This is a genomic window from bacterium (assembly GCA_036524115.1).
GTDB lineage: Bacteria > JAUVQV01 > JAUVQV01 > JAUVQV01 > DATDCY01 > DATDCY01.
Genome location: DATDCY010000272.1, coordinates 1 through 18,840, shown reverse-complemented (window position 1 = coordinate 18,840; position 18,840 = coordinate 1). Strand labels below are relative to the sequence as shown.

Below are 18,840 nucleotides of genomic sequence, written 5' to 3'. Positions count from 1 at the left end.
GCCGGCGCGGCGGCGGAAGGCGCGGCGGCGGGAGGCGGTTCCTGCGCCACGCCCGCGGCCGCGCTCCACAGCACCGCCGCCACCAGCGCCAGCGTGCGCCAGCGGGCGCTCCTCACCCCTTCTCCTCCCACTCGCTGTAGGGCCGCTCGACCACGGAGATGCCGACGACGGTGACGCCGGCGGCGGCGCTGACGCCGAGCGCGACCGTGCGCTCGCCCTTGCGCCAGCTCGAGAAGACCGAAGCCTCCAGAACGGCCTCGGACATCGGAGACCACCCCGCCGCCCGCAGGCGGCCGCCGAGCCGGTCGGACAGCGGGCGGACGGCCTCGCCGGTCTCGAAGACGACATTGAGGCCCCGTTTGCCGAGGTCGCGCGCCGAGCGCAGGGCCGCGCGCTCGGGCAGGGGCACGTCGGCGGGGAAGCCCGCCGGGATGCCGATCTTCGCCTCGCCGCAGCCGCCGGCGGCGAGCAGTGCCACCAGCACCCCGGCCAGCCTCGAGCGGAACATTCCCTCGCCTCCTCCCGGTCGGCGCGTGCCAGCGCGCACAAACCTTCGAAGTGTACCCCCTCACCTCGAAATTGCAAACCGCGCCTGCGCCCCGCGCGTGCGCGCGGGTCCGGGTGCCCACCCGCTTGCGGGCGACCCCGGACTGCCATACACTTGCGCACCCATGAAGACCGTCCTCCTGCTGTCGATATCGAACGTGTTCATGACGTTCGCCTGGTACGGGCACCTCAAGAACCACCGCTCGGCGCCGCTGTGGCTGGCGATCCTCGCCAGCTGGGGCATCGCCTTCTTCGAGTACTGCTTCCAGGTCCCGGCCAACCGCCTCGGGGCGGCCCAGTACACGACGGCGCAGCTCAAGACCATGCAGGAGGTCATCACGCTCGTCGTCTTCTCGGTGTTCTCGGTGACCTTCCTGGGCGAGAGGCTGCGGTGGAACTACGTCGCCGGGTTCGGTTGCATGGTGCTCGCGGTGGTCTTCGTCTTCCGCGAGTGGTGACGGGGGGAGGCGGGGGCCCATGACGCAGCGCACGGGGTGGGGCACGGGCGTGCTGCGCTCGCTCGGGCTGGTCTTCGGGGACATCGGCACCAGCCCGATCTACACGCTGACCGTCGTCGTCGCGCTCACGGTCCCGACCGAGGCGCACATCCTCGGGGTGCTCTCGCTGATCGTCTGGACGCTCATCCTGCTGGTCACGGTGGAGTACGCCTGGCTCGCGATGAGCCTGAGCGTGCGCGGCGAGGGCGGCACGATCGTGCTCAGCGAGATCCTCGTGCCCCTGCTCAGGGGCGGGCGCCAGACGGCGTTCGTCACCTTCCTCACGTACATCGGCATCTCGCTGATCATCGGCGACGGGGTGATCACGCCGGCGATCTCGATCCTCTCGGCGGTCGAGGGCCTGCTGCTCATCCCCGGCCTGGAGGGCCTGGCGCCGAAGGTGCTGATCCTCATCGCCGGGACCATCGCGATCGCGCTCTTCGCCGTCCAGCGCAAGGGGACGGAGAAGGTCGCCGGGGCCTTCGGACCGCTGATGATCATCTGGTTCTGCGCGCTCGCGGGGTTCGGCCTGGTCTCGATCCTCGAGTTGCCCTCGGTGATCGGGGCGCTCAACCCGCTCAACGCGCTGCGCTTCCTCGCCGAGAGCAAGCTGGCCGGCTTCTTCGTGCTCTCCGAGGTCATCCTCTGCGCCACCGGCGGCGAGGCGCTGTACGCGGACATGGGGCACCTGCAGCGCGAGCACATCATCCACGCCTGGTACTTCGTCTTCGCGGCGCTGGTGGTCAACTACCTCGGGCAGGGCTCCTACGTCATCCGCCACCCCAACGCGACCAACGTGCTCTTCCAGATGGTCTTCGACCAGGCCCGGCCGCTGTACATCCCCTTCCTCCTGCTGAGCGTGATCGCGACCGTGATCGCCTCGCAGGCGATGATCAGCGGCATGTTCTCGATCATCTACCAGGGCATCACGACGCGGATCATGCCGATGTTCCGCGTCAGCTACACCTCGTACGAGCGCCAGTCGCAGATCTACATCGGCGCGGCCAACTGGTTCCTGCTCGTGGCGGTGCTCTTCATCATGGTCATCTTCAAGGAGTCCAAGGAGCTGGCGGCGGCCTACGGCCTGGCGGTCACGGGCACGATGAGCATCACCGGCGTCATGATGACCTGGATCTTCCTGCGCCGCGGCCAGGAGACCAAGGCGGCGGTGGCGGCGCTCGTCACGGTCATCGACCTGGTCTACCTGATGTCGAACACCACGAAGATCCCCCACGGCGGGTTCTGGTCGCTCGTGATCGCCGCCGTGCCGCTGACCGTGATCCTCGTCTACCGGGAGGGGCAGAAGAAGCTCTACCGGCAGCTGCGGCCGCTGCCGCTGGACGTCTTCCTGCTCTCCTACGAGCAGCTCTACCGCGGCCTGAACAAGATCTCCGGGACGGCGCTGTTCTTCGCGAAGGACGCCGCGGCGGTCCCGCCGTACATCGTCCACACGATGTTCAAGAACAACATCATCTACGAGGACAACATCATCGTGTCGATCGTCCGGCGCGTGGACCCCTACGGCGTCACCGGCTTCTTCAAGGAGCAGCTCGCCGATGGGCTGCGCTCGTTCGAGATCCAGGCCGGCTACATGGAGCGCGTCGACGTCGAGGAGGTGATCAAGGAGGCGGGGATCACCGAGAAGACGATCTTCTACGGCGTCGAGGAGATCCACACGACGAACCTGGTCTGGCACGTGTTCTCGGGCATCAAGAAGCTCACGCCGAATCTCGTGCAGTTCTACGATCTGCCGCCGAACAAGCTGCACGGGGTGGTGACCCGGGTCGAACTCTGACCGTCTGCGGGCCCGCTCCGGGGTCCTGTCGCTGGAGTTCTTGACTTGGACAGGCTGAGGTCGGGCCCCGGCCCGGAGGCGCCTGTTCACTTCCGTCTCGCCCTGATGCCATCAATGCGCGAAAGCATTCAGCGGCTGCTCGACTGTCAATGCGCCGGCCACACTCCGCCGGCACAGCAAGCGGCCGGCGCGTTATGACCGTTCACAGGCGCCCCCGGGCCGGAGCCCTGGGCCGGCCGCCGATAAGGGCCCATCTGCGGCGTTGCTCTCCTCCCGCCTCCCTGCGGCGGGCACCAGCCCGCCTCAGTCGCCGGATCGTCGTGCGCCTTGCATCTGGACCCTTCTCGGCAGCCTGCCGATCAAGAATGCGATCGGCAAGTCGGATTGGACCAGAGCGGGGGCGGGGCGGTGACGGGCGGACGCATGGTGGAGCGCGAGGGAACCTGGGCGGCCGGACCGGAGCGGCCCCGTCAGGGGCGAAACCTGTTGTCTGAGCCCCGCAGGGGCGAGTTACAGGTTTCGAGTGGAGGGCCGGACAAGCCCAGGTCGAGCGCGTAACGTCGCGGCCGCCTGGCACCGCCCCGCCCCCGCGGGCACGGGCATGCCCGACGCTCAGGAGTGCGCGGGAAGTACTCCGCGGAATGTCCTGCGGTGGATCGGGCAGGGACCGTGCTGCGCCAGCGCGGCCAGGTGCTCCGCGGTGCCGTAGCCCTTGTGGTTCTCGAAGCCGTAGGCCGGCCAGCGCGCCGCGTGCTCGACCATGAGCCGGTCGCGGTGGACCTTCGCGATGATCGAGGCCGCGGCGATGCAGGCGACCCGGCCGTCGCCGTCGACGACGCCCTCGCCGGGCAGCAGCACGGTGGGCAGGTGCGCCCCATCCACGAGCAGGTAGTCCGGCGCGACCGCCAGCGCCGCCAGCGCGCGCTCCATCGCGCGAAACGTCGCCTGCAGGATGTTCACCGCGTCGATCTCCTCGGGGGAGGACTCGCCGAGGGCCCAGGCGACCGCGGCGCCGGTGATCTCGGGGACGAGGTCCTCGCGCTGCGCGGGGGTCAACTGCTTCGAATCGCGGATCCCCCGGTGGCGGAAGCCGGCCTTGAAGATGACGGCGGCGGCCACGACGGGGCCCGCCAGAGGCCCGCGCCCGACCTCGTCGACGCCGGCCGGGTGCCGGACGCCGCGCGCCCGCAGCGAGCGCTCGAGCGCCCAGAGATCGACCTTCTTCCGACGGTCAATCTTTTGAGAAGGCAAGTGACGGCCTCACCTGCAAGACTGAGACACCAAGGACGCACGACGGCGGGGGTAACAGCGGCGGGAGCCGCGCCATAGGGGGCGAAGCCCCCTTGGAAGCGCCCGCGAAGGTGCCCGGCCGCTCATGCAGACAAGGCCGGGCGCTGATGGGCCCTTTATGAGGCCGTCAGAACTTGGTGGCGGCCTTGCCGACGAGCTTGCGGGTAAAGTAGAGCTTCGCCCGCCGCACCGGCCGCGACTTGACGATCTCGATGCGGCTGAGCATCGGCGAGTGCAGCGGGAAGATGCGCTCGACGCCGGTCCCGTAGGAGATCTTGCGCACCGTGAACGAGCTGCCCGCGCCGGCGCTGCGCATGCGCATCACGACGCCCTCGAAGACCTGGATGCGCTCCTTGTCGCCCTCGACGACCTTCGTGTGGACCTTGACGGTGTCCCCGGGGCGGAACGGCGGGATGTCCTCGCGCTGGGTGTTCTTGTCGAGCTCGCGGATGATGTCCATGACCCTCTCCTGTAGTCTTCTCAACCGTATCGGGAGGGCGGATTATGTCACTTCCCGAACAGACGGTCAAGTATGATCGCCACGGCCGAGCGCACCGGCAGGTGGTTGAACGCCCCCGGGCCCCGCAGCGGCGGCAGGAAGACGTCGCACTGCGCCGCCGCCTCCGGCGCGAGGCCCCATCCCGTGCCGAAGAGCAGGATCCACGGGCGCTTGGACGCGGCGACGCGCGCCGCGAACTGGGGATAGTCCACGCTCCGCGGGTTGGCGCGCGCCGCGGTCCCGGCGGCGAGCGGGTAGGCGCCGGCGCGCCGGCAGAGGTCGTCGAGCGCCTCGTTGATCGAGCCGGTGAGGACGACGTCCCGCAGCGCCTCGGCGCGCGTCGGGTTCGCCTCCCCGCCGTAGCCCTCGAGGTAGTGCCGCAGGATGCGCCCGATGAGCGCCTGCTGCGAGGCCAGCGGCGTCACGACGTAGAACGGCCAGACCCCGTACGTCCGCGCGGCCCGCGCGAGGTCGTGGACGTTGAGCGGCGTCGCCGACGTCGAGCCGACGGTGCCGGCGCGATCGCGCAGCACGGGGTGGTGCACGAGCGCCAGCGCGATGCGCGGGCGCTCAGGCGAGCTCGTCATCCTCGGCCCTCAGCTCGGCGAGCACCCGCAGGTCCTCCGGCGTGAGCGGGGCGTCCGCCAGCAGGTCCGGCCGCTTGCGCAGGGTGTGGCGCAGCGCCTCGCGCCGCCGCCAGCGCGCGATCGCCGCGTGGTCGCCGGAGAGCAGCACCGGCGGCACGGCGCGCCCGCGGAACTCGGCCGGGCGCGTGTAGTGCGGGTGGTCGAGCAGGCCGGCGAAGAAGGAGTCCTGCGCGACCGACTCCGCCTGGCCGACGACGCCGGGCACCTGCCGGGCGAGCGTCTCGATCAGCACCATCGCCGCGGTCTCGCCGCCGGCGAGCACGAAGTCGCCGATCGAGACCTCCTCGTCGACGAGCGCCTCGCGCACACGCTCGTCGACGCCCTCGTAGCGCCCGCAGAGCAGGATGAGCGCCGGGCGGGCGCCGAACTCGCGCACGAGCGCCTGGTTCCAGACCCGTCCCTGCGGCGAGAGCAGCACCGTCGCCGCGTCCGGGCTCTCCGCCCGGATGGCCTCGACCGCCGCGAAGATCGGCTCCGGCTTCATGACCATGCCGACGCCGCCGCCGTACGGGGCGTCGTCGGTCACCTTGTGGCGGTCGGCCGTCCAGCCGCGCAGGTCGTGGACGCGGATGTCGAGCAGGCCGCGCTCGCGGCCGCGCCGGATGATGCTCTCTTCCAGCGGCGACGAAAAGAACTCGGGGAAGATCGTCACGACGTCAATGCGCATGACCCGGCCCTGCAACGAGGTGCGCTCCGGGGTCCTGTCGCTGCGGACCTCCACCGTGCTCCCTTCGGTCCGCGCGGCGGAGGACCTCCCCTTCGCGCCACCCCTCCGCTGAAGCTCGTGCCATGGATCCCGCCCGTTGCCGCGTCCGTCGTGTCAATCAGTAGGCAGCAGGCCATCGATGAGGCGGACGGTGATCCGGCGGGCGCCGCGGTCGACGCGCCGCACGACGACCTCCGCAAACGGCAGCAGCAGCTCGCCGCGGCCGCCGCGCACGGCGAGCACCAGGTTGCCGCCGCCGGTATCGAGCAGCTCGCGCACCTCCCCGAGATGCTCGCCCTCCTCCGTCGCCACCGCCATCCCGGGCAGCTCGTGTCGCCAGACCTGTCCGTCGGGAAGCGCGGGGAGGTCGGCCTCGCGCACGCAGAGGCGCCCGCCGCGCAGCGCCTCGGCCGCGCTGCGGTCGGCGACGCCCTCGAGCTGGACGAGGAGGCGGTCCTTGTGCGCGCGGGCGCCGAGGATCCGCCGCTCGGAGATCTCGCCGCGCGGCGTCTCCAGCAGGACGACGCCGCCCGCGGCCAGGCGCGCGGGGTCGTCGGTCTCGGGGACGACGGCGAGTTCCCCGCGGATGCCGTGCACCGTCGCGATGAGGCCGACCGTGACGAGGTCGCCCCGGCCGGCCGTGTCCGTGCCCACGGGTGGATGCCCCTCCAATGGAAAAGCCGGGCGCGCCCCGGATCCGGGCGCCCCGGCTCTTTGCGGTCCCGCCGCCGCGGCGGCGGCCCGCTACTCGCGGATGTCCAGGACCACCCGGCGGTTCTCGCGGGTGGCGGCCGCGTTCAGGATCGTGCGGATGGCGTTGACCGTCCGACCTTCCTTGCCGATGACACGCCCGAGATCGGCAGGCGCGACCCGCAGCTCATACAGCGCGGACCGCTCGCTCTCGGATTCGGTCACGGTGACGGACACCTGGTCGGGGAGGGTGACGAGCGCCTTGGCGATCTGTTCGACGAGCTCTTTCATCGGCTTCAAGTCTCCCTGGTGGTGGTCGCTCGGCGGCGGGAGGCGCCGCGCCTCAGGCCTTCGGCTGGTCCGCCGCCCGCTTGAAGAGCCGCGCCACGGACGGCGAGAGGTACGCGCCGGCGCGCAGCAGATCGGCCACGCGGGCCGCGTCCACGCGCAGCGCCTTTTCCTTCACGAGCGGGTCGTAGCTCCCGAGGCTCTCGAGCGCCTGTCCCTGCGTCGCGCGCTGGCTGTCGGAAACCACGACCCGGTAATAGGGCTTGTGCTTCGCCCCCAGTCGCTTCAGTCTGATGCAGACTCCCACGTTGGCCATCCTCCTTCGTGTTTGAAGCTCGAATCTAGCACAACGGCCGCAAAATGTGCAGGGCCCCCGCCGCGCTCACCCCCAGGGAAGCCGGGGCCGCCCCTTCCCGCCCCTGCCCGCCGCGCCCATCTTCGAGACCTGCTTCATCATGCGCTGCGCCTGCGTGAACTGCTTGAGCAGCCGGTTGACGTCGGTGACGCTCGTCCCGCTGCCCTTCGCGATGCGCTGGCGCCGGCTCGCGGCGATGATCTGGGGCTTGCGCCGCTCCAGCGGCGTCATCGAGGAGATGATCGCGTCCACCTGCACGAGCTGCTTCTCGTCCAGCTCGGCGTCGTCGAGCTTGAGCTTGTTCGCCCCGGGGAGCATCTTGAGGATCGAGGCGAGGCTCCCCATCTTGCGCACCTGCTGGAGCTGCTGGCGGAAGTCCTCGAGGTCGAACTCCCCCTTCTTGCGCAGCTTGCGCCCGAGCTCCTTCGCCTGCTCGGCGTCGACGGTCTCGCCGGCGCGCTCGATGAGCGTCAGCACGTCCCCCATCCCGAGGATCCGCTGGGCCATCCGGTCGGGGTGGAACGGCTCGAACTGCTCCGGGCGCTCGCCCACGCCGACGAACTTCAGCGGTACGCCGAGCGCCTGGCGGATCGAGAGTGCGGCGCCGCCGCGGGCGTCGCCGTCGAGCTTGGTGAGGATGACGCCGGTGAGGCCGACCTCCGTGTGGAAGCCGGTCGCGATGTTCACGGCCTCCTGGCCGGTCATGGCGTCGGCGACGAAGAGGACCTCCGTGGGGTTCACCGCCGCCTTGATCGCGCGCAGCTCGGCCATCAGCGGCTCGTCGACCTGGAGGCGCCCCGCGGTGTCGATGATCGCGACGTGCAGGGCGTGGTGCTTCGCGTGGGTCACCCCCGTGCGCGCCAGCTCGACCGGCGAGGGGCCGCGCTCCGCGAAGACCGGCACCTGGATCTGCTCGCCGAGCGTGCGCAGCTGGTCCTGCGCCGCGGGCCGGTAGACGTCGGCGGCGATCAGCAGCGGGCGCTTGCCCTCCTTCGTCAGCCGCAGCGCGAGCTTGGCGGCGGACGTCGTCTTGCCGCTGCCCTGCAGGCCGACGAGCATGATCGGCGTCACCGCGGGCGGCGGCGCGAACTGGATCGGCGTCCAGGTGCCGCCGAGGATGGCCGTCAGCTCCTCGCGGACGATCTTGATCACCTGCTGCGCCGGCGTGAGGCTCGCGGCGACCTCGGCGCCCGCGGCGCGCTCCTCGACGCGCCGCTCCAGCTCCTTGGCCACCTTGTAGTTGACGTCGGCCTCGAGCAGCGCGAGGCGGATCTCGCGCAGGGTGGCCTTGAGCAGCTCCGGGGAGATGGCCCCGTGGCCGCGCAGCTTCTTGAAGACGGTCTCGAGCTTCTCGCTCAGGCGCTCGAACATGTGGCGATCACATTCCCCCGGTTGATTGAGATGCAGATTGTACTGCACGCCTGCGCAAAATGGGGAGAGATCTTATCGCTTCACTTCTTCTTTCTAGAAATCCGATACGTCGACGGCTTTTCACGGGCGGCATCGGCCTGCTCGTTCCCGAGTGGCACGCTTCCCTCGTAGAGTGTGTCCGGGCAGAAGTCCTGTCCGCCGCCCCATTGAATTGTCCCAAACGCGGGACGCACGGACCGGAATACGGCGGGGTCGAGAAGTTCCCGGAAGACGCCTGTCTTGAGATACGGTGAAACGTCGAAGACGCGCACCTCACCATTGGTGAATGTGATGCGCAAGCGATAGTCATCTTCCGGTTTGACCCTTCTAACTCTTGGATTCACGATTCACCTCAGAGGATCAATCTTGAACACCTGCTCGCCCTTCGAGGCCAGCAGCCAGTCCGCCATCAGCTCGTCGCGGTGGATCTCCATCCATGCCTGGACGAGTTTCATCTTGGCGGGCGGCAGGGATCCTTCGAGCAAGCGACCGGCAGGAAGCCCGAGGATAGCCTCGTGTTGCTGATATTTCACGTGGATGTGTGGCTTCTTGTGCCGCTTGTTGTCTACGAAGAACATCATCACGATGATCCCGTAGAACATCGAAATCACAGGCATTATTCACCCCTCCCGCATCAAACTAGTCTTGAATCACCGCTTGCTGCTGTGCTCGCCGCGATACGTGTAGGTTGCCGCCAGCCCCTGCACCGTCTTGTTGTCCGCAATCGCGTCGTGCGGAATGAGCAGGTAGGTCCACGGCTTGCCACCATGTTGCTTCTCATGGGCCGTAGCATGGGCGCACCATTCCGCCGCCGCTCTCGCCTTGGCCAGAACATCTTCCGCCGTCATCTCGTTGGCGGCCTTGGGCTCGCAAAGGAAATTAGCCTTCCTGGTTTCGGCCACGAAGTCCGGCTCGTAGGGTGCCTCGCCGGTGTAGTGAATCTGAAAGACCCCCTTGGCGGGCTTGAACCACTTGAGGACTTCCTTGTCGTTCTCCAGAACCACAGCGAACCGTCGTTCCGAATCCGAATCGAACTTCTGAACGCGGTAGAGACACTTCCCGAAGCCGGCAAACAGCATCTTGCGGATATCCTGCTTGTCGGAGACCGGGACGCGGAAGTCCCGCTCGTCCTGGCCCGCGGCCGCCGTGTAGTTGTTAGGTTGGAGCGTCGTGAAACCCTTGCTGACGTGCGCCCTGTAGGCCGCAGCCTTCTCTTCGTAGTGCTCCTGCATCTGGGCATGGATCAGATTCACCAATGCCTGCTGGTGATACTGAAGCACGTTCAGCACTTCGTCTTCGCTCTTGAGATAAGAACGCAGGTGAACCACGACCTGCCCGGCCAGTCTGTAAAGCAGCGCGGCGTGGTCGTCATAGCAGATGTCGTTGAAGTCGATCAGCCCGCGCACGAGATAGCCTTCGAGCTTCTCCTCCGGGACAATGCCGGTTCCGCTCATGAGCCGGACCTGTTCCCGGCGGTGCAGCTCCTGGATGAGGATCTCGTTGTCCACCGGCTGCAATCGGATGCTGGACATGTCGAGAGCGAACTCCCGGAATCCGCGCGTCACGCCACCCACAGGTTGGATCGTGATACGGGGAATATCGATGGACAGTTCGTTACGCAGGGTGATGGTCTTGGCTACCACCTCGGCCAGGTTCACCGGCCCGGAGACGCCTTCCAGGTCCTGCTGCGCCGGCGTGATGATCTCCTTCACCTTCTCAACGATCTGCTTCTGGATGTCCGGCTTGGCGAGATCGGCGGAACAAGGCAGGCGCTCGAACTCGCGACGAATGACTTCAAGCGTTGCCTTGGCGGCTTCTTGCTCCCCGGGGTCCTCGAACGCCAATGTCGGATGCTCGACCTTGTATCCGCCTCTGCCATCCGCAGCGATCAGCGCCGGCTGAATGCGTTGCACGATCTCCGGCTGGGCGATCACGACCTTGGAGCGTTCGTCGTTGATGTAGACAACCTTCAGTCCGCCCCGGATTACGGAATCGGGACTGTTGGCGTAATCCACGATCTCCTGGAACTTGTCGTGCGACACGATGGTCAGCCGGTCCACCGCGCCTGCGCCCGTCCGCTTTCCATATGGCAACCGCAACCCGCGGCCAATGGACTGCTCCACCAGTGTCTGCGAGCTTGCCGCCCGGAGCGGGACAATGGTGTAGAGGTTGGTGACGTCCCAACCCTCCTTGAGCATGTTGACATGGATGACGATCTCCGTCGGGTTGTCCGGCCTCTCCACGTTGATGAGCTGCTCGACGGTCTCGTCTCGCTCTTCACCGGTCTGCTTCGAGTGGACCTGGATAACCTTGCCCTTGTAGCGCCCCTCGAAAAACGCCTCGGCCTCAATGACTTTCGCAAGCGCGTTTGCATGATCGGTGTCCCGGGCGATGACCAGCATGAACGGCTTGACTATGGGTTTGCCGTTCTCGCGGGCATAGACCTCCAACTCGACCTTGGTGCTTTCGTGGATGCGAATGCCGTCTTCCAGCTTCAGCCGCTCCAGACCGGCCGCGTCGTAGTTCCTGGGATCGAAGTTCTCGCGAGTCGCCACGGCTGGTTCCTTGACGAACCCGTCCGTCATGGCACTCGACAGCGGATACGCATAGATGACGTTCTGGAACCCCTGCGTAGCGCCGCCGCGCTCGACATGGGGCGTGGCGGTCAGTTCAAGGCCGAGAATGGGCTTCAATTCGCTGATCGCTCTCATGCCCGCCGACGCCCGGTAACGGTGCGACTCGTCCATCAGCAGCACAAGGTCGTCGAGCTTCGACAAGTACTCGAAGTAACTCTCCCCGATGTACTCCTGGAGCCGCCGGAATCGGGGGATGGTGGTCTTCTCGGCTCCCTTGGGCGTTTCGATACTCGTAATCTTCGAGATATTGAAGATGTTGACGTGCACGGCCGATTCGCCGAAGAGGTCCCTCTTGCGGACGCCGCGGCCGCTCTCATAGTTGTCGCCGGTGATGATTTCCGGGGGCTCCACGGCGAATTCGGAGAGCCCCTGGAAGACGTACTTGGGCGTATTTGGCGTAAAGTCGGCGATGAGCTTCTTGTAGATGGTCAGGTTCGGCGCGAGCACGAAGAAATGCCGAATGCCCTCGGCCTTAAACAGGTAGGCGATGAACGCGCCCATGAGCCTCGTCTTACCCACGCCGGTCGCCAAGGCAAAGCAGAGCGAGGGGAAATCGCGCTCGAAGTCGGTGACCGTGGCGTACTCGGCCTGAACCGCCTTGAGCGCTTGGGCAACGTCGGTGCTCTTTTCCAGCGACACGATGTCGCAGAGCCGGGCGAGGATCTCCAGCGAATCACGCTGGGGTTTCCGGAGGCTCAGGCGATTGGCGATGGCGCTGATGTGCGGGTTCATTTCGCGCCTCCCTTCCCGGCGGACGGATCGAAGAGCAAGGGTTGCTGAACGCCGGCCCGTCGTTCCACCTTGGAACGCGGGCTCTTGCCGGTGGCCGTGGGCTCCAGGATGATCTCTTCTTCCGGCGCCTTCATGGGCAGGTTCCTGATCTCCAGGCTGTAGTCGTCATGCCCCCATTCACAGCGGGCCAGAACGGCCTTCGGGATCTTCTTCACCGTCAGGTTGGGAAACTCGTCGAGGTTCCTAACGCGAAACGCGCCGCACATGACAAGAAGCGAACGGCCTTCGCCGACCTCGTCGGAGAGTTTCTGCAACTGCTCTCGGGTGAGGGTCTGCGTGGTCACAAAGATGAAATCGGTCTCGGTGGAATGCCCCTGCTGCCAGTAGGCCGTGTCGCTGGGGGCGTAGGTAAACCCTTCCAGCTTGCACATGGCCTCGGCCAGCATGGATGGGTTGTATTCCTTGCTGATGACCCAGTTGCCGAACTCGTCTTTCTGGAGGAGCGACGGCGCGAGACGGAAATAGCGGAACCCGCCGCCGCCCTTCCAGCCGACGGCCTCGGTGATGCCGCCCTTGTCCTCGCCATCGATCACCTTCTTCAGGCGCGGAATGATGTGCGTGTGGCAGTGTTCGCCAAGCTCGACCATGATCCAGCGGCGGCCCATCTTGTGCGCCACCGCGCCGGTGGTGCCGGAACCGGCGAAGGAGTCCAGCACCAAGTCACCCTGAGCCGTAGCCAACCCCAACAACCTCTTGAGTAGATTCTCGGGCTTCTTGCCTCTGCGAAACTCCACACCCCCTTCGTTTGCCAAGTCAGCCTTTGGAAGTTCCCCGTGCGTCCAAAAATCCGAGAGCTTGTTGGTCTTGACGACAATGTCACCCCGGACCTCCGCAGTGTCGGCAAGCCATGCGAATACCTGTCCTCCCAAGTAATAGGCGGTTATCTGCCTTCCCTCCTTCTTGCCTCGGGAAACAAGGTAGTCCGCAGAGTAGAGACCATCCCCGCAATAGGACAAGATGCGATTCTGGAACTCGTTCTCATCCTGGATGCTCGTATTGCGGAAGATCAGGGCAAAGTGCTCGAGATATTCCGCGAGAATCTCTTTGTATCGTTCATCTGCCTTACGGAGCGAGATTGTGCCAATCTTCTCGCCGATATGGCGAAATATTACGACTGGTTGTCCTGTGGACGGCGCAACAAATCTGGCTACTTCAGTTCGCTTCCCGGCTGACAACAGGATGCGGTTGTACCGCTTCATGTCCTTCACTTCAATCGGCACAGCTCCTCGATTCTCGGCAACCTGAAAGCGATCTCGGTCCTTTGCATAGCATAGGATGTACTCATGGGTATTCACCAAGAAACCACCACCTTGTCCAATGCCTGACACACCAGACCGCTCGTATGCGACTTGGCCCAGAAAGTTGGGACGATTAAAGATCTCATCAAGCATGACCTTGAGGTAGTGATTTTCCTCTTGATCGAGATGAACGAAGAGAACGCCTTCAGGTGACAGCAATTGGCGGATTATTTCAATACGTTCGGCCATCATTGATAGCCACGTACTGTGTTCCAGCCCGTCATCATAGTGTTCAAAGGCTTGCCCCGTATTGAACGGAGGGTCAATGTAGACGCACTTGACCTTGCCCGCGAACTCCTGCTCCAGTGCCTTGAGGGCAAGGAGGTTGTCGCCGAAGATCAGCCGGTTGTCGAAGATATCGCTCTTCCCGGCACGGAACGGCGCGTGATGCGACTTGCCAGGGTCTTCAATAAGAATGCGTGGCTCCAGCTTTGGCCGGCTCTCCTTGCCGATCCAGGTGAGTTCGAGTTTGGTCTTCTGGTTGACCATGATGATCCTCGTACCTTAGGCTCGGTTCTGTCTGCGCATATTCTCCACTGCCTTCGCAAGATCCGGGGTGTCAGGCTTCTTAGCCCATTCATCCCAGAATTCAATGGTCGCACTTAGCGGTTTCTCGTCCGGCGGATGGATTCGAATTCTGCTGGGCAATAGGACCGCATCGCCTACTACCAGCGCCTCACCTATGTCCAGAATCGGGAGGGTGTCCATTAACCCTTCGAGGCTCTCTGGCATAAGCTTCCTGACTGTCGCTTGATCATCGCCATTGGAGAGCCGGAGCGCTATGACATTGTTGCATTGGCTCAGAATCGTGGGGCTCACATCGGAGGGCCGTTGGCTGACAATCAGAAGAGCTACACCGTACTTGCGGCCCTCCTTCGCGATCTTCTCAAAATTCTCTATGGCCCTCTGCTCCACTGGGTTCTTCCCGTCCTTCTTAGGCAGATACAGATGCGCTTCATCGCACACGAAGGCCATTGGCTTGCGTCGATCTCGGTCGGTCCAGAATTGCACTTGGTAAATGATGCGGGCCACAAGTCCTACAATGATGGGGAGAATGTCAGCTGGCACCTCTGAAAAGTCGATGACTTTGACCTGGGCATTCGCTTCAGAGTAGTCCATCAGCCGCGCCATCATTCGCGCCATGCCGTCATATCCATGTTCGGTGCCTGGCGCCTGAAAGAGAAATCCATAGCGCTTATCGGAAATCTTACTCGTAAGGCGAGGAATTAGCCTGTCAAATTCGCCATTGAAAGGCCCCTTCTTTTCGCTGCCCGGCTTAGCTCCGGGGACCATCTGCTCGTTGAGTTCCTTGAGTCTAGCAATCACATCTTGGATGGCGAATGGGATTGGGCTGTCCAGGGTAAAAGCGTTGAGGACGTCAGCCTTCTTCAATGATTCAAGAGTCTTCTTCTTCTCGGAAACTACAGTGTCCTGAAACGCCATGACTTGATTGTGAGCGCTGAATTCGCTTCGGTCGATGAACATGGCCTGGAGTTCTTCGGCGTTCAGAAGCCAGAACGGCAGGAACAGAAGGGAATCGTCCTTCATGCCAAGTTCCTCTGGCCCCGGAATGCGCAGATGTCGCGCATAGGTAAGCGCACGGTATTCCCCGTGCAGGTCGAACACGATAAGATTGGCCGACGGAAGCTTTGCTGCCTGCTCTAAGATGGCCGCCACCGCCCACGATTTCCCGGAGCCGGTACTGCCAAGTAACGAGGCATGGCGCTGGAACAGCCTGTTGCCATCCAAGTATGCTGCTGCGTTCTCGTCAATCGTGTAGTGCCCGATTTCCAAAGCGTGCTCTGTTTTCCCCACGCAGGAGAGAAGGCCCATGAACGCTTGCAGTTGGGCATCTCGGAGGATGTGGCATGCCCCATCAATTTCAGGTACTTGCACCAATGAACGCGAGAATCGGGTCGCGTTGGCTGTAGTCAATCCCACTGTTCCGACCAGCGTAACTTGCACCGTATTCAGAACGCTCTCCTGTTGACCAACGGCCGTTCCCGCCTCATCCGGGCTGCTCAAGTCTGGGTCCGACGGGCCGTCGAGAATAGGTGTCTTGATCACCTTGTCGATGATAGCGATCAGCCATTCTTCGGTAGCGCCAGGCAAGGCAAGGGCCACCCATTGGCCAACCCGCGCTCTACGCAGGTCTTCATCGCTGTTGACCTGGATGGCCACGCGGCGGGTGTCAACTGCTCGGACTTTGCCGAGTGAATGAGACGCATCGAATGTGAAGATCGCCATTCTCTAGCCTCCGAACATCTGGGCAGTGAACTCCACTATGTCCCACAGTCTTCTGGCAGGAAGATCGAGCCATCCCGCATATTGTCTATTGAAGATGCGGGTACCATCTTTGCCTTCGGTGGCCGCCTTGCAGACCAACCACAAATTCGACGCGTCGGCCAGCAGCGCCTCAATGCGCGGGTTGGAGTCTCGTGTGATGATTAGTCCCCTGCATCCTTGGGTGATCAGTTTTCGTTTGATGTATTCGTCCAGATGCTTATCGTTGAAACCGTACCCCAAGAACAAGAAGCGGCTCGCCTTCTCGATTGCGGCGTCAGCAGATCTCAGCAACTCCTGCCGGTAGCGTTGCAGCGTCTCGTACTTCGAGAAGCCAGGTGTAATCATTACCCGTTGGACGAAGTCGGGCGGTGACCACATCCATGAGTCATTCTCGACGACCTCGTTCCGATGAAAGAAATAATTCAGTGAGCCGTGGACCTTGTAGAGTCGAACATGCTTGCAGTACTTGAATAGGGTAACAAGCTTTGCCCGCTGGCACACTTCCTCTTGGACATGCAACGATTGGTCCACGGCTGCCCAATTGGTTCTGCGTTCCACTCCTCCGAAGAAGCCGCTCGTGTATCGGATGCCAACAGAATCGCATGCATACTCGAACAGCAGATCATAGTTCGGAGTAAGCGCATGGAGGATTCGATCTCCCTCGGGAAGGGTGTCAACCAGCCGCTTGACGAAGTTGGTCGCTGGCCAGGCAATTTCTCCACTGGAAATGCGCAGGGCGTACTCGCGGTCAAGGGTAGCGATGAACCGTCCAGTGATTTCTGTGATCCGCTGCAGCAACTCGGAATCAGTCACACCATCGAGCGACGACTCCAGATCCGCGCCTCCACTGAGTGACTGAGAAACCTGTTGCCATTGCCGGTGCTGCTCAGCGGCAAGTGTTAGTTCCCCAATCCTCTGGACGAGTTCATCCTTCAGGGTGGCCATGCCGAACCGAGGATCGAGCGCACAAGACATGCCCGTACCGAAGAAGAGGAATGGCTTATCCCTAAAGAAGTCGCGGATAGAGTCGACTGCGATCTCTTCGGTCAGAGTCGACAACTGCTGCGGCTGTCCGCTATGCATAACGACCTACTTTCCGCTTCGCATGGCCTAGCGGCCTCTTTCGGTCAATCGGATCACCTTCGGTCGCCAAGACCAAGGCACCAATGTCATGAGCACGAGACTTCCGTGCCGGAGCATCGGCTCCGCGGGAACTTTCGAAGAGGCCCCGGTCGGTGGCCGGAGAGGCAGTCTCATGTCCACTCGTAACGCTTCCGCAGGTCATTGTTCCACTCGTGCTTCAAGCGGCCGTCATGCTGCAATCGTCCGACCACGATCCCGGCGTCTATCCCGTGCACATCGGCAAACCCATGGACCGAATAGGGAGTGAAGATCCCCTGTTTGAGAAAGTGCTCATAGACCTTTGGCGGGATGAGTGTATCGGCGGCGAAACGATCGGCCGCAGCTTCCTGCTCCGCCTGTTCGGGAGCGGCACAGTCATCTTCGAGAAATACCGATTGACGGTCGTGCAGCAGGATATGACCGATTTCGTGAAAGAGGCTGAACCAGAAGATATCCGCCCACTTGCCACGGATGGTCAGCAGGAGCACGGCCTTCTCGCGCCCGAGCCAGAAGGTCGCCCCATGGGCCTTCGTGCCGGGAAAATGGGGGCAGACAACGAGGGCCACCCCCGCGCTTGCCAGAATTTCGCTCAGAGGTGTCAGGAACTGATCGGGTGTCTGCAGAGTCATTGCCCTGATCTTCATGAGCGATTCCTGGAGCAGAGACTTATTGAACGGGGCACACACGATTCCCCGAGCCTTGATCTCCCCCATCCTGAGCCACGCAGCAGCCGCCTGGCACGAATGCCCCTGCTTCGGCGACTTGCCGCAACGGAATGCAGCCTGGTAACGCCGGACCTCGAGAACTGAATGGAGAGTGGCCACGCCAAAGAAACGCTGCAGCTCCATGACTTTGTCGATCGGATGCGAGTGCCGAGCGACCGCGCCCAGCTTCACCAGTTCCGGATAGCAGAAGCTGTCAACGAGACCGACCTCGGCTTTCAAGAGTTCCTGCTCGCGCGCCTTCTCCTGCCTGACCAGGGAGAGGCGGTACTCGGACTCCAGCCCGAGCCAGATATGAGCCGGCACACCCACCACCTTCTCGAGCTGAAGGGCGGTGTCTGCGGTGATAGCCTTTTCCCCCTTGAAGATCTGGCTCAGCTTGGTGGCAGGACGGGCCATCCGCGTCGCAAGCTCGTCCTTGGTCATTCCAAGTTCGCCGATGACCTCCTCGAGGTATTCCCCCGGAGGGATGGCGAGGTCGGAATGTGCTGCCAACTCAGTCCTCATAGTGCTTGCTTACCCCCTCGATTCGAACTATTTCCAGCCGATCACCCTCCAGCGTGAAGATCAGGCGCTGGAACTCTGTGAGATTGACTGCCCATTGACCCAGGCGTTCTCCCTTGAGCTGGTGGCACCTCAGACCGGGAAGCCGTTTCAGCTCATCAACGTCGCGGGCGGCCTTGATGAGATTGACCCGCTGGATGTACTTCCGCGCAACCGCCTCCCCATAGGCTTTGACGGCTTCGCCAGAGCGTTCATAGTGACTTTGCAGCTTCCGGGTCCGGAACCTGACTTCCACGCGCCCTCTCGCTGGTCACAAATTCAATATTCACCCTTTGGGTATAGCCAAGTTAGGGCGCAAGGAAAGGTCTGTCAAGATATTTCTTTACCCCAGGGGTGAACCATGCGCAGCCTCGGCCTCCGCGCGCACCGCCTCCTCCTCGTCCTCGTACTTCGGCGAGAAGTGGAAGACCGTGAGCTTGCGCGCGCCGGCGAGCCGCGCCAGCTCGCCCGCCTGCCGCGCCGTCAGGTGGTGCTTGCGCGCCGCGTGGTCGGCGTCGCGCTCGAGGAACGCCGCCTCGCAGAAGAAGTGGTCGGCGCCGCGCGCCAGCTCGAGGACGCGCCGGTCGTTCGCCGCCGAGCGGCGGATGTCCGTGACGTAGGCGATGACCGCCCCCGGCGCGGTGATGACCGCCTCGCGCGCGACCGCCTCGAGCGGCAGGCTCCGCAGGCGCGCGCGACCGCCCGCCGCCGGCACGGG

20 protein-coding genes are annotated in these 18,840 nt (G+C 64.0%); 2 read left to right on the top strand and 18 right to left on the bottom strand.

The annotated features are described in order from the left end of the window. Window positions 1-112: 112 nt before the first annotated feature. Window positions 113-508: a hypothetical protein gene (locus tag VI078_13025; GenBank protein HEY6000204.1), complete on the bottom strand. Its 396-nt coding sequence runs from the start codon at window positions 506-508 to the stop codon at window positions 113-115. Between the two features lie 163 nt (window positions 509-671). On the opposite strand from VI078_13025, the gene VI078_13020 reads away from it, so the two are divergent. Together VI078_13020 and VI078_13015 are read left to right on the top strand one after the other, a co-directional pair. Then, window positions 672-1,004: a DMT family protein gene (locus VI078_13020; protein HEY6000203.1), complete on the top strand. Its 333-nt coding sequence runs from the start codon at window positions 672-674 to the stop codon at window positions 1,002-1,004. Between the two features lie 19 nt (window positions 1,005-1,023). Next, complete coding sequence (locus VI078_13015; protein HEY6000202.1) at window positions 1,024-2,838, top strand: KUP/HAK/KT family potassium transporter; 1,815 nt, start codon at window positions 1,024-1,026, stop codon at window positions 2,836-2,838. A gap of 612 nt (window positions 2,839-3,450) precedes the next feature. Here the strand turns inward: VI078_13015 and VI078_13010 are convergent. From VI078_13010 to VI078_12930, 17 genes are all read right to left on the bottom strand, one after another. Then, window positions 3,451-4,089 (bottom strand): ribonuclease HII, encoded by a 639-nt coding sequence (locus VI078_13010; protein HEY6000201.1) that lies wholly within the window; start codon window positions 4,087-4,089, stop codon window positions 3,451-3,453. A gap of 166 nt (window positions 4,090-4,255) precedes the next feature. Then, entirely contained in the window at window positions 4,256-4,588 is a 333-nt protein-coding gene (gene rplS / locus VI078_13005; protein ID HEY6000200.1) for a 50S ribosomal protein L19, read from the bottom strand. A 47-nt stretch (window positions 4,589-4,635) separates the two neighbouring features. Continuing rightward, complete coding sequence (locus tag VI078_13000) at window positions 4,636-5,214, bottom strand: RNA methyltransferase (GenBank protein HEY6000199.1); 579 nt, start codon at window positions 5,212-5,214, stop codon at window positions 4,636-4,638. Next, window positions 5,198-5,941, bottom strand: coding sequence for a tRNA (guanosine(37)-N1)-methyltransferase TrmD (trmD, locus tag VI078_12995; protein HEY6000198.1), 744 nt, complete (start codon window positions 5,939-5,941; stop codon window positions 5,198-5,200). The genes VI078_13000 and trmD overlap by 17 nt, the downstream gene beginning before the upstream one ends. Window positions 5,942-6,094: 153 nt before the next feature. Beyond that, window positions 6,095-6,634, bottom strand: a complete 540-nt coding sequence (gene rimM / locus VI078_12990; protein ID HEY6000197.1) for a ribosome maturation factor RimM — start codon at window positions 6,632-6,634, stop codon at window positions 6,095-6,097. Window positions 6,635-6,724: 90 nt separating this feature from the next. Next, on the bottom strand, window positions 6,725-6,961 hold the full coding sequence (locus VI078_12985; protein ID HEY6000196.1) for a KH domain-containing protein: 237 nt from the start codon (window positions 6,959-6,961) through the stop codon (window positions 6,725-6,727). A 52-nt stretch (window positions 6,962-7,013) separates the two neighbouring features. Beyond that, entirely contained in the window at window positions 7,014-7,265 is a 252-nt protein-coding gene (rpsP, locus tag VI078_12980) for a 30S ribosomal protein S16 (GenBank protein HEY6000195.1), read from the bottom strand. A 75-nt stretch (window positions 7,266-7,340) separates the two neighbouring features. Then, entirely contained in the window at window positions 7,341-8,684 is a 1,344-nt protein-coding gene (gene ffh, locus VI078_12975) for a signal recognition particle protein (GenBank protein HEY6000194.1), read from the bottom strand. Between the two features lie 80 nt (window positions 8,685-8,764). Further along, window positions 8,765-9,067 (bottom strand): DUF2442 domain-containing protein, encoded by a 303-nt coding sequence (locus VI078_12970; protein HEY6000193.1) that lies wholly within the window; start codon window positions 9,065-9,067, stop codon window positions 8,765-8,767. 3 nt (window positions 9,068-9,070) lie between these two features. Next, window positions 9,071-9,340 carry a DUF4160 domain-containing protein gene (locus VI078_12965; GenBank protein HEY6000192.1) on the bottom strand — a complete coding sequence of 90 codons (270 nt, stop codon included), beginning with the start codon at window positions 9,338-9,340 and terminating at the stop codon, window positions 9,071-9,073. Window positions 9,341-9,373: 33 nt separating this feature from the next. Next, window positions 9,374-12,091, bottom strand: a complete 2,718-nt coding sequence (locus VI078_12960; protein HEY6000191.1) for a DEAD/DEAH box helicase family protein — start codon at window positions 12,089-12,091, stop codon at window positions 9,374-9,376. After that, the gene (locus VI078_12955; protein ID HEY6000190.1) at window positions 12,088-13,938 is read right to left on the bottom strand and encodes a site-specific DNA-methyltransferase; all 1,851 of its coding nucleotides are present in this window, start codon (window positions 13,936-13,938) and stop codon (window positions 12,088-12,090) included. Before VI078_12955 ends, VI078_12960 begins: the two co-directional genes overlap by 4 nt. Window positions 13,939-13,953: 15 nt before the next feature. Continuing rightward, window positions 13,954-15,696, bottom strand: coding sequence for an ATP-binding protein (locus VI078_12950; protein ID HEY6000189.1), 1,743 nt, complete (start codon window positions 15,694-15,696; stop codon window positions 13,954-13,956). A 3-nt stretch (window positions 15,697-15,699) separates the two neighbouring features. Next, complete coding sequence (locus VI078_12945; protein HEY6000188.1) at window positions 15,700-16,818, bottom strand: SIR2 family protein; 1,119 nt, start codon at window positions 16,816-16,818, stop codon at window positions 15,700-15,702. A 170-nt stretch (window positions 16,819-16,988) separates the two neighbouring features. Continuing rightward, a complete protein-coding gene (locus VI078_12940) occupies window positions 16,989-18,074 on the bottom strand; it encodes a HigA family addiction module antitoxin (GenBank protein HEY6000187.1) in 1,086 nt (361 codons plus the stop codon). A 1-nt stretch (window position 18,075) separates the two neighbouring features. Continuing rightward, window positions 18,076-18,378 carry a type II toxin-antitoxin system RelE/ParE family toxin gene (locus VI078_12935; protein ID HEY6000186.1) on the bottom strand — a complete coding sequence of 101 codons (303 nt, stop codon included), beginning with the start codon at window positions 18,376-18,378 and terminating at the stop codon, window positions 18,076-18,078. Between the two features lie 87 nt (window positions 18,379-18,465). After that, window positions 18,466-18,840, bottom strand: a 375-nt coding sequence (locus tag VI078_12930) for a ribonuclease Z (protein ID HEY6000185.1), incomplete at its 5' end; no start/stop codon positions are given.